The organism is Streptomyces sp. NPDC059853, from assembly GCF_042731495.1.
Lineage (GTDB): Bacteria > Actinomycetota > Actinomycetes > Streptomycetales > Streptomycetaceae > Streptomyces.
The window spans coordinates 1-10,341 of sequence record NZ_JBHWJL010000182.1; the positions used below are offsets into that span (position 1 = coordinate 1).

The following is a 10,341-nucleotide window of genomic DNA, read 5'->3' on the forward strand; positions in this document are numbered from 1 at the left end:
GGGCGATACGGCCCGGGTCCCGGCCCCGTCGTGTGCGCCGCCTCAGGAGCCGGGGAGCGGGCGGGCGGCGCGGGGGTTGAGGAGCGGCGTCAGCAGATCGCCGTGCGCGGCGAGGCGGGGCGGCAGGTCGGGGAGGGTGAAGTCCAGATCGGCGGGGTCGGTGCACCCGGCCACCTCCTCCCAGGTGACCGGGGTGGAGACCGCCGGGGTGGGCCGGGCGCGCAGGGTGTAGGGGGTGGCCGTTGTTTTGCGGGCCGCGTTCTGGCTGTGGTCGATGAAGACCTTGCCGGGCCGCAGCCGCTTGGCCATGCTGGCGATCGCCAGCCCCGGCAGCTCGGCCGCCGCCTCACCGGCCACCCGCTTCGCGTACTCCGACACCTCCCGGGAGCCGGCCGGGCGCAGCGGGCTGAGCAGATGCAGCCCCTTGGAGCCCGAGGTCTTGGGGTAGGCGGCCAGACCGTCCGCCGCCAGCCGCTCGCGCAGCCACAGCGCCACCTCGCAGCAGTCGGTGATCGTGGCCGGCTCGCCCGGGTCCAGGTCGAAGACCAGCCGGTCGGCGACGCCCGGCGTCTCGTACCGCCACTGCGGGGTGTGGAACTCGACGACCAGGTTCGCCGCCCAGACGACGCTGGCCAGGTCCTGGAGCACCACCTGCCGCATGGTGCCGCCGCCGGAGCGCGGAACCTCGCAGATCTTCACCCAGTCGGGGGTGCCCTGCGGAACGCGTTTGGTGAAGAAGCGCTCCCCGTCCGGGCCGTCGGGGTAACGCAGCAGGCTCAGCGGCCGATCGCGCAGATGGGGCAGGATCGCGCTGCCGTGCGCGGCGTAGTAGTGCAGCACCTCGCCCTTGGTGGTGCCGTCCGGATAGATGACCTTCTCCAGCCGGGACAGCGACAGACGCCGTCCCTCCACCTCGACGACAGGCATAGCCTGAGAATGGCACGAAAGCTGGCGAAAGGGGTGAACGATGCGATCGCTGTGGAAGGGCACCATCTCCTTCGGCCTGGTCAGCATCCCGGTGAAGGTCGTCAGCGCCACCGAGAACCACTCGGTGTCCTTCCGGCAGGTCCACACCGCCGACGACGGCCGGGTCCGCTACCGCAAGGTGTGCGAGCTGGACGGCGAGGAACTCAGCGGCGACGAGATCGGCAAGGCGTACGAGACGGCCGACGGTTCCGTCGTCCAGCTCTCCGACGACGACCTGTCCGCCCTGCCGCTGCCCACCGCCCGCACCGTCGACATCCTCGGCTTCGTGCCCGTCAGCAGCATCGACCCCTACCAGCTGGACCGCTCCTACTACCTGGCGCCGGACTCCGGGGCCATCAAGCCCTACGCCCTGCTGCGCGAGGCACTGCGCCGCAGCGAGAAGGGCGCCATCGCCAAACTCGCCATGCGCGGCCGGGAGACCCTCGCGCTGCTGCGCGCCCTGGATGGCGACAGCGAGGACGTGCTCGGCATGCACACCCTGCTGTGGCCCGACGAGATCCGGCCCGCCACCGGCGTCGTCCCCAGCGAGAAGGTCACCGTGCGCGACGCGGAGCTGGACCTGGCCGACACCCTCATGGACACCCTGGGCGCGGTGGACATGGCGGAACTGCACGACGAGTACCGGGCCGCCGTCGAGGCCCTGGTGACCGCCAAGCTGGAGGGACGCGCCCCCGAGGAGATCACCGAGCGCCCGGCCACCGGCGGACGGGTGATCGACCTCATGTCGGCCCTGGAGGACAGCGTGCGCACCGCCCGCGAGGCACGGGGCGAGGGCGAGGGCGAGGGCGAGGGCGAGGGCGAGGGCGAGGAGGCCACCGTCACGCCCATCGGGAAGAAACAGCCGGCGCGGAAGAAGGCACCTGCCAAGAAGGCACCCGCCAAGAAGGCCACCGGGAAGAAGACGGCGGCGAAGAAGACCGCGGCGAAGGAGACGGCGGCCGGGAAGGGCACCACGAAGAAGAAGGCCGCCGCCAAGAAGACCGCGAGCCGCAAACGGGCCTCCTGACGGCGGCGACCCGCTACGCGTAGGCGTAGAAGCCGGCGCCGCTCTTGCGCCCCAGGTGACCCGCCGAGACCATCCGGCGCAGCAGCGGCGGCGGCGCGTACAGCGGCTCCTTGAATTCCTCGTACATGCTGTCGGCGATCGCGGCCACCGTGTCCAGCCCGATCAGATCCGCCAGCCGCAGCGGACCCATCGGATGCGCGCAGCCCTGCTCCATCCCGTTGTCGATGTCCTCACGGCTCGCCGCCCCCGACTCGAACATCCGGACCGCGGCCAGCAGGTACGGCACCAGCAGCGCGTTCACCACGAACCCCGAGCGGTCCTGTGCCCGGATGGCGTGCTTGCCCAGCACCTCGCGGACCAGCGCCTCCGCGCGCCGCACCGTCTCCTCCCCGGTGGTCAGCGCCGGGATCAGCTCCACCAGCCGCTGCACCTGCGGGGGGTTGAAGAAGTGGATGCCGATGACCTGCTGCGGCCGGCCGGTGGCCACCGCCAGCTTCACCAGCGGGATGGACGAGGTGTTGGAGGCCAGGATCGCGTCGGGGCGGGTGACCACCTGATCGAGGACGTGGAAGATCTCCGTCTTGACCGGCTCGCTCTCCACCACCGCCTCGATCACCAGGTCACGGTCGGCGAACTCGCCCAGATCGGTGGTGAACGTCAGCCGCCCCAGGGTGGCCTCGTGCTCCTCCTCGGTGATCTTGCCCCGCTCCAGCGCCTTGTCCAGCGAGTTCACCAGCCGGGTGCGCCCCAGCTCCAGTGCTTCCCCGGTGGTCTCCGCGACCCGGACGGAGAGCCCCGCCCGTGCGCACACCTCGGCGATGCCCGCGCCCATCTGGCCGCAGCCCACCACTCCGACGCGTTCGATGTCCTTCACGCCGTGCCCCTTCGCTGGTCCGGTCCGGTCGTCCGTGGTTCGGTCGGTCGGCCACGACGTTACCCGGCGTGCGGCGGGGGAGCGGGACCGGCCGGGGAAGCAGCCGGTCCCGGGCCCCGTAACCGGCGGTGATTACGCGGTGTCGCCGTAGATCACGCCGCGGCCGTTGGTGGACAGGTAGACCCGCCCGTACACCCGCGGGTCGCCGGTGATGGCCGCACCGGTCCACGCCCACTGGTGCCGGTCGTCGTTGATCCGGGTCCAGGTCGCCCCGGCGTCGGTGGAGCGGTAGATGCCGCGCACGCCGTCCCGCACACCGCTGCTGTACAGGGCCTGGTAGGAGGCGCCGGGCGCGGGGGCGCCGAAGCCGATGGTGTCGGCGTCCAGCGAGGCGATCCGGGAGAAGCTCGCGCCGCCGTCCGTGGACCGCCACAGGCCGCCGCCGGCCAGCCAGATGTCGCCGGTGCGGCCGGGCACCGCCGCGAACCGCACCTCGCCGGTGGCCGGCAGGCCCTGGGCGGCGGAGGCGGTGAAGGTGGCGCCGCCGTCGGTGGAGACGTAGAACGTGCCCGCGTGGAAGCCGTAGAAGCGGCTGGGATCCACCCGGTCCGCCTCGACGCGGGCGCCCCGCGGGATGCCCTGGGACGCCGACCAGGAGTTCCCGAAGCCCACCGTGTAGTGCACCCCGGTGTTCTCCGGGCTCCACACGAAGCGGCTGCCGTCGGCCGCGGCGGCCACCGTGCCGCCGGCGGCGCCGCCGGGGGAGGAGCCCGCCCACCAGTGGGCACCGTTGTCGGTGGAGAAGCCGATCAGCGGATCGGTGCCCTCCCCGACGTGGTGGCCGACCCGCACCACGATGCCCGGGGCCAGTTCCGCGTAGTCGAGGCTGGTGGTGGTGCCGAAGCTCGGCTGCCGGAACATCATCGACGGCACCTGGGTGAGATCGGTGTGCCGGAAGCCGCCGATGTCGCCGAGCCCGCTCAGCAGCGGCGCCCCGGAGGGCGGGGAGATCAGGTCGTTGACCGCCGTCTCCTCGATGCCCTTGACGAACGGGCGGACGGTGAAGGTCTGGTCCCGGTCCCAGCGGGTGAGCTGGGTGGTGCCGTACACGGTGGCGCCGGTGCCGTACAGCAGCCGGTCCGGGTCGAACGGGTCGATCTCCATGCCCTCGGTCATCCAGCCCAGCTTCGGGGTCTCCTCCGGGGGCTGCGGGTTCTCCCCGAAGGTCAGCCACGGCACCGAGGACACATCCATCGTGTACCGCTTGGTGCGCTCCGGGTAGTTGCCCCAGGACCAGGCCGCCGTCCAGGAGTCACCGCTGTCGGTGGACCGGAAGATCTGGGTGTCCGGCCACCAGGAGCTGTAGCCGGTGACCATCACGGTGCCCGGGTTCTGGCGGTCCACCGTCAGACCGCTGAACCCGAACCAGCGGTCGCCGCCGGCCGGCACCGGGGACACGTCCGTCCACTCACCGGTGGCGGTGTCCAGCCGCCACACCTCGCCGTCCGTCCCGGCGTACGGGCCGGGGTTGTCGGCGGTGGCGATGTACAGCTCACCGGTCTGCTCGTCCAGCACGCCCTTGTGCGGCAGATAACCGGTGGGCCGGCCGGGCACCGGGGCCCAGGTCGCGCCGCCGTCGGTGGAGCGGTAGACGCTCTCCTCCAGGTCGGCGACGCCCGCGTACAGCGTCTGGGTGGGGGAGCCGGGGGAGCCGGTGGAGGGGTCGAAGGTCACCCACACGACGCCGATGATGTCGCTCTCGTAGCCCGATGGGTCGTCCGGGTTGAGCACGTAGTCACCGGGGTTGGGGAAGGAGGTGACCTCCGACCAGGTGACACCGGCGTCGGTGCTGCGCCACAGGCCCTCGCCGCTGGGGGCGCCGAGGTAGAGGACGTCGTTGTCGTTCGGGTCGACGACGAGACGTTCGCCCATGCCCCGGCCCGGCATGTTGCCGCCGAGCTTGAAGGGGAGTTCGGTGCGCTGCCAGGTGTCCCCCCGGTCCGCGGAGCGCAGGACGGCGCCGTTCCGCGGGTCCCAGTCGTTGGTGTACGTGCCCACGGCGGCGTACACCCGGTCGGGGTCGACGGGGTCGCTGGCGATCGAGGCCACGCCCGTAGAGCCCCAGTCGTCCCAGCCGATGGAGTCGAGCAGCGGCACCCACTCCTGTGCGGGCTCGTCCCAGCGGTAGGCGCCGCCGATGTCGGTGCGGGCGTAGAGCAGGTCCGGCTCGGTGCGGTTGAAGACGAAGCCGGGAACGAAGCCGCCGCCGCCGATCCGCACGTTCTTCCAGGTGTACGCCCGGGCGCCGGTGTCGTCGGCCGTGGCGGCGGGGGCGGCGGTGGTGAGCAGTCCTGCGGCCAGGGCCAGACCGGCCGTGATCGCGGTCACGGGTTTCCATCTGCGCACGTGGGCGCTCCTGTCCTGTGGAGACCGCCGGGAGGGCGGTGAGGGGAGTACAGGGACGTGATCAAGCGATGGGAGCGCTCCCAGAAGTGCGTGACGCTGATGTTAACTGTCGAATGTTGTTCGCATAAGGGTGTGTCACGGACGGATGGCGGCAAAGATAGTGGACGAAGCTGGAGGGGCCGGTGTCCGCGGACCCCGGCCGGCCGAGCACGCACGACACACTCCTGGGGGAGCGCAGTGGGACGAGTCAGCCGCAGGTTTTTCGGCACCGCCACGGTCGGGGTACTGGCCTCGGTGCTGACGTTCTCCCAGGCATCGGCGAGCGGCGGCCCGCGCGGCCGGTGGCGCGAGCGCGGGGCGTCCGGCGCGGCCGGGTCCGGCGGCGCGGCCGGCGGGCTGCGCGGCATGTGGATCGCGACGGTGGCCAACATCGACTGGCCGGCCCGGCAGGGGCAGTCGGCCGCCGACGCCCAGCGGCAGCTGACGGACCTGCTGGACGCGGCGGCCGAACGGAAGCTGAACACGGTCTTCTTCCAGGTGCGCCCCACCGCCGACGCCCTGTGGCCCTCGCCGCACGAGCCGTGGTCGCACTGGCTGACCGGCACCCAGGGCGAGGACCCGGGCTGGGACCCGCTGGAGTTCGCGGTCACCGAGGCACACGCGCGCGGCCTCGCTCTGCACGCCTGGTTCAACCCGTACCGGGTGGCCATGCACGACGACCCCACCGCGCTGGCCGCCGACCACCCGGCGCGCACCCACCCCGAGTGGGTGGTGACGTACGGCGGGCGGCTGTACTACAACCCCGGGCTGCCCGAGGTGCGCGCCTTCGTGCAGGACGCGATGTGCCACGCGGTCGAGCACTACGCCGTCGACGGGGTGCACTGGGACGACTACTTCTACCCCTACCCGGTGGCGGGGGAGACCTTCGACGACGCCGACGCGTTCGCCGAGCACGGCGGGGACTTCGACGACCTCGGCGACTGGCGGCGGCACAACATCGACCTGCTGGTGCGCGAGATGCGCGAGCGGGTGGCGGAGCTCAAGCCGGGACTGCCGTTCGGCGTCAGCCCGTTCGGGGTGTGGCGGAACAAGTCCACCGACCCGCTGGGGTCGGACACCCGCGGCGGCGTGCAGACGTACGACGACCTGTACGCGGACGTCCGCACCTGGGTCAAGGAGGGCTGGCTGGACTACGTGCTGCCGCAGCTCTACTGGAACATCGGCTACGAGGCGGCCGACTACGCGACGCTGGTGCGCTGGTGGGCGGAGGTCGCCGAGGGCACCGGGGTGGAGCTGTACATCGGCGAGGCGCTGTACAAGGCGGGCGACACCGCCCAGCCGGACGCCTGGCAGGACCCGGCCGAGCTGTCCCGGCATCTGACGCTGTGCCAGGACTACCCGACGGTCGGCGGCAACGCCTTCTACTCGGCCGCGCACGTGGTGCGCGACCCGATCGGGGCCATGACCCGGGTGTACGAGGACCACTACCGGGACTGACCACCACCGGGACCAGGGACGGGCCCAGGGACGGGGCCTGGGCAGGCGCCGTCGGCCGGGGGCCGGAAAACCGTTCGTGGCGCCGCCGCGGCGGGTGGCAGGGTGGCGCGCATGGCACCCCGTTACCAGATCCGCGCCGATCATGACGCCGCGACGATCGTGGTCTACCAGGCGTACCCGCCGGCCATCGCGGACGCGGCGCTGCGGGCGGGCCGCTTCGTGCCGCCGTTCTCGTTCCACCGCATGACCTGGATCAAGCCGTCCTTCCGGTGGCTGATGCACCGCAGCAACTGGGGCCGCAAGCCCGGCCAGGAACGGATCCTGGCGGTGCGGATGACGCGCGAGGGCTGGGAGGAGGCGCTGTCCCGGGCCGTGCTCACCACCGCCGACCCGGCGGAGGTCGCCCGGGCGGCCGTGCATGTGCAGTGGGATCCGGAACGCTCGCCGCGCGGGGCCGCGCTCAACCACTACAGCATCCAGGTCGGGGTGGGCCGTGCTCTGCTGCGGGCCTACACGGACGACTGGACGGTGAGCCTGACCGACCTCACCCCGCAGGTCCGCAAGGCCGCCGCACTGCTGCGTGCGGGGCGGGCCGCCCAGGCGCGGCGGCTGCTGCCCGGGGAGCGTGTCTATCCGCTGCCCCGGGCACTGGAGGAGCGGCTCTGCTCAGCCGGCTGACCACGGGCCGCGGCGGCGCCGGGCCCCGCACCTGCGGCGGGCGGCCGGGGCCGGCCGGTGCGCGGGGGCGCCCGGGGTGCGCAGGGCCTGGGCGGCCGTCAGCGCCAGGGCGGTGAGGAGGGTGGCGGTGGCCAGGCGCCGCAGCGCGGTCCGGCGGCGCCCGTGCCAGCCCCCGTGCCGGGCGGCGCCCTCCGGCGGGTCGAAGACATTGCCCCGGGTGTCGGGGGCCGCGACCGTCCGGGAGAGGTGGTGGCGGTCCATCTGGCGGGCGAGGAAGCGCTCGGTGGTGGCGGGCAGGACGGCGGAGAGCATGGTGAGGGCCCCGGCGGCGGGGCCGACGTACACCTCGCGCCGGGGCGTGCGCGCCAGGCGGACGATCCGGCGGGCGGCGCGCTCGGGGGTGTAGACGGGGGAGAGCGGACGCACCGCCCGGCCGGAGTAGTTGGCGGCGTTCCCGAAGAAGGGGGTGTCCAGGGTGGCGGGCAGCACGGTGCACACGTGGATGTCCCGGTGCCCGCTCAGCCGCAGTTCCTGCCGCAGGCTGCCGCCGAGGGCCCGGACGGCGCTCTTGGCCATCACATAGGCGCTGTTGTACGGGACCGGGGCCGCCCCGACGGCCGAGGAGATGTTGACGAGGGTGCCGCTGCCCTGGACGCGCATCGCCGCGAGTGCCGCCCGCGCGCCGTACACGGACCCCAGCACGCCGGTGTCCAGCACCCGCCGGACGACGTCCGGCGGGACCGACTCCAGCGGCCCGAACACGGCGACGGCGGCGCTGTTCACCCACAGATCGATCCGCCCGTACTCGGCCAGTGCCCGGCGGGCCAGTTCGTCCACGGCGGCGGGGTCGGTGACGTCGGTGGGGACCGCCAGCGCCCGGGCCCGGCGGTGCCGGCGGCAGCGGCGGGCCACCTCCTCCAGTTCGGCGGCGCGCCGGCCGGCGAGGACGACCGACCAGCCCCGGGCGGCGAACCGGCGCGCGCAGGCCCGCCCCACCCCGCTGCTCGCCCCGGTGATCACGACGACGTTGTTCCGCGTCCGCATGCGTGTGCCTTCCCGCAGGAGCCGGTACCGGGGCCGGGCGGCGCCGGGCGGCGCCCGGGCTGCCGGAGTAGCCGAAAAGTGTTTCTATCCATACAAGCAGCACATCAGACGCATATCCGGGAGGCGGGCGCCGGCGGGGGACCCGTCCCGCCCGATGAGGCGATGGGACCCGCACATGGCCGTACGGCACCGACTGATCGCCCGCCCGCCCGCGGCGGTGTGGGACATCCTGAGCGACCCGGTCCGCTACGCCGCCTGGGTGGTCGGCACCCGCGAGTCGGCACCGGCGGAGGGCGAGTGGCCCGAGGTCGGCGCCGCGCTCTCCTACACGGTGCGGCTGGGCGGCAAGGACCTGCACGGACGGACCACGGTCCGGCGCTGCGAGCCGCCCCGCGCGCTGGAACTGGAGGCCGACAGCGGCCCGCTGGGCACCGCCCGGATCGCCCTCGACATCCGGCCCTGGGGCGAGGAAACCCTGGTGATCATGGACGAGCACCCGCTGCGCGGACTGGGCGGCACGCTCCACAACGCCGTCCTGGACGCGCTCCAGCAACTGCGGCACCGCGGCATGCTCAACCGGCTGGCCCACCTGGTGGAAGAGACGGAACCCACCGCGCCGCAGGACGCGCGGAGTGCGGGGCACGGCGGGTGACCGACGCCGTCGTGATCGGCGCGGGGCCGAACGGGCTGGTCGCGGCCAACCTCCTGGCGGACGCCGGCTGGACGGTGACCGTCCTGGAGGAACAGCCCGAGCCGGGCGGCGCGGTCCGCAGCGACCGCGCGGTCCACCCCGACTTCGTCAGCGACCGCTTCAGCGCCTTCTACCCGCTGGCGGCGGCCTCTCCCGTCCTGCGGGCGCTGCGGCTCGACCGGGAGGGGCTGCGCTGGAGCCATGCGCCGCGGGTCCTCGCCCACCCGCTGGCGGACGGCCGCTGCGCGGTCCTCGACCGCGACCCGGAGGCGACCGCCACCGGACTCGACACGTTCGCCCCGGGCGACGGGCAGGCCTGGCGGGAACTGCACGCCCTGTGGGACGGGATCCGCGACGAGGTGCTGGCCGCCCTCTTCACCCCGTTCCCGCCGGTGCGCGCCGCGACCCGGCTGGCGCTGCGGCTGCGCGCGGCGGGCGGACTGCGGGTGGCGCGGCGCCTGCTGCTGCCGGTCCGCCGGTTCGGCGAGGAGGAGTTCACCGGAGAGGGCGGACGGCTGCTGCTGGCGGGCAACGCCCTGCACGCCGACCTGCCGCCGGAGGCCACCGGCAGCGGCGGATTCGGCTGGCTGATGTCGATGCTCGGCCAGACCTACGGCTTCCCCGTCCCGGTGGGCGGCTCGGGCGAACTGACGGCGGCGCTGGTGCGCAGGCTGCTCCGGCGCGGCGGGACGGTGCGCTGCGGGGAGCGGGTCACCGAGGTCGTGGTGCGGGGCGGCCGGGCCGCCGGGGTGCGGACGGCGGACGGCACGGCGATCGCGGCGCGGCGCGCCGTGCTGGCCGATGTGTCCGCCCCGCTGCTGTACCGGGACCTGGTGGGCGCCGAGCATCTTCCCGCCCGGGTGCTGGACGATCTGCGGCGCTTCCAGTGGGACTACGCGACGTTCAAGGTGGACTGGGCGCTCAGCGGGCCGATCCCCTGGGAGGCGCCGGAGGCGTCCGGCGCCGGAACGGTGCACGTGGCCGAGGGCGTGGACGGCCTCACCCGCTTCTCCGCCCAGCTCTCCATGGGCCAGGTGCCCGACCGGCCGTTCCTGCTGCTGGGTCAGATGACGACCGCCGACCCGGCCCGTTCCCCCGCCGGGACCGAGTCGGCGGTCGCCTACACCCACGTACCGGACCGGGTGCGGGGGGACGCCG

At 73.7% G+C, this 10,341-nt stretch carries 9 protein-coding genes; 5 read left to right on the forward strand and 4 right to left on the reverse strand.

The window, feature by feature from the left end:
* Nucleotides 1-42 precede the first annotated feature (42 nt).
* A complete protein-coding gene (gene ligD, locus ACFV5N_RS18550) occupies nucleotides 43-927 on the reverse strand; it encodes a non-homologous end-joining DNA ligase (protein ID WP_385600781.1) in 885 nt (294 codons plus the stop codon).
* A gap of 40 nt (nucleotides 928-967) precedes the next feature.
* Between ligD and ACFV5N_RS18555 the strand changes: the two genes are divergently transcribed.
* The gene (locus ACFV5N_RS18555) at nucleotides 968-1,993 is read left to right on the forward strand and encodes a Ku protein (RefSeq protein ID WP_385600784.1); all 1,026 of its coding nucleotides are present in this window, start codon (nucleotides 968-970) and stop codon (nucleotides 1,991-1,993) included.
* Nucleotides 1,994-2,006: 13 nt separating this feature from the next.
* Here the strand turns inward: ACFV5N_RS18555 and ACFV5N_RS18560 are convergent, their stop codons facing one another.
* Both ACFV5N_RS18560 and ACFV5N_RS18565 read right to left on the reverse strand, forming a co-directional pair.
* Nucleotides 2,007-2,867, reverse strand: coding sequence for a 3-hydroxybutyryl-CoA dehydrogenase (locus ACFV5N_RS18560; RefSeq protein WP_375065841.1), 861 nt, complete (start codon nucleotides 2,865-2,867; stop codon nucleotides 2,007-2,009).
* Nucleotides 2,868-2,999: 132 nt separating this feature from the next.
* Nucleotides 3,000-5,255 (reverse strand): WD40/YVTN/BNR-like repeat-containing protein, encoded by a 2,256-nt coding sequence (locus ACFV5N_RS18565; RefSeq protein ID WP_385600787.1) that lies wholly within the window; start codon nucleotides 5,253-5,255, stop codon nucleotides 3,000-3,002.
* Between the two features lie 255 nt (nucleotides 5,256-5,510).
* On the opposite strand from ACFV5N_RS18565, the gene ACFV5N_RS18570 reads away from it, so the two are divergent.
* The gene (locus tag ACFV5N_RS18570; RefSeq protein ID WP_385600790.1) at nucleotides 5,511-6,770 is read left to right on the forward strand and encodes a glycoside hydrolase family 10 protein; all 1,260 of its coding nucleotides are present in this window, start codon (nucleotides 5,511-5,513) and stop codon (nucleotides 6,768-6,770) included.
* A gap of 111 nt (nucleotides 6,771-6,881) precedes the next feature.
* On the forward strand, nucleotides 6,882-7,448 hold the full coding sequence (locus ACFV5N_RS18575; RefSeq protein ID WP_385600793.1) for a DUF4291 domain-containing protein: 567 nt from the start codon (nucleotides 6,882-6,884) through the stop codon (nucleotides 7,446-7,448).
* Here the strand turns inward: ACFV5N_RS18575 and ACFV5N_RS18580 are convergent.
* The gene (locus ACFV5N_RS18580; RefSeq protein ID WP_385600795.1) at nucleotides 7,437-8,492 is read right to left on the reverse strand and encodes an SDR family oxidoreductase; all 1,056 of its coding nucleotides are present in this window, start codon (nucleotides 8,490-8,492) and stop codon (nucleotides 7,437-7,439) included. The genes ACFV5N_RS18575 and ACFV5N_RS18580 overlap by 12 nt on opposite strands.
* Before the next feature lie 175 nt (nucleotides 8,493-8,667).
* Between ACFV5N_RS18580 and ACFV5N_RS18585 the strand changes: the two genes are divergently transcribed.
* Both ACFV5N_RS18585 and ACFV5N_RS18590 read left to right on the forward strand, forming a co-directional pair.
* Complete coding sequence (locus ACFV5N_RS18585; protein ID WP_385600801.1) at nucleotides 8,668-9,144, forward strand: SRPBCC family protein; 477 nt, start codon at nucleotides 8,668-8,670, stop codon at nucleotides 9,142-9,144.
* The coding region (locus ACFV5N_RS18590) for a phytoene desaturase family protein (RefSeq protein WP_385600798.1) at nucleotides 9,141-10,341 on the forward strand (1,201 nt) is incomplete at its 3' end. The genes ACFV5N_RS18585 and ACFV5N_RS18590, both read left to right, overlap by 4 nt.

What these genes read in the sequence shown, in the direction of transcription:
- ligD (WP_385600781.1), bottom strand. Translation starts at nt 927, where the DNA reads ATGCCTGTCGTCGAGGTGGAGGGACGGCGTCTGTCGCTGTCCCGGCTG.
- ACFV5N_RS18555 (WP_385600784.1), top strand. Translation starts at nt 968, where the DNA reads ATGCGATCGCTGTGGAAGGGCACCATCTCCTTCGGCCTGGTCAGCATC.
- ACFV5N_RS18575 (WP_385600793.1), top strand. Translation starts at nt 6,882, where the DNA reads ATGGCACCCCGTTACCAGATCCGCGCCGATCATGACGCCGCGACGATC.
- ACFV5N_RS18580 (WP_385600795.1), bottom strand. Translation starts at nt 8,492, where the DNA reads ATGCGGACGCGGAACAACGTCGTCGTGATCACCGGGGCGAGCAGCGGG.
- ACFV5N_RS18585 (WP_385600801.1), top strand. Translation starts at nt 8,668, where the DNA reads ATGGCCGTACGGCACCGACTGATCGCCCGCCCGCCCGCGGCGGTGTGG.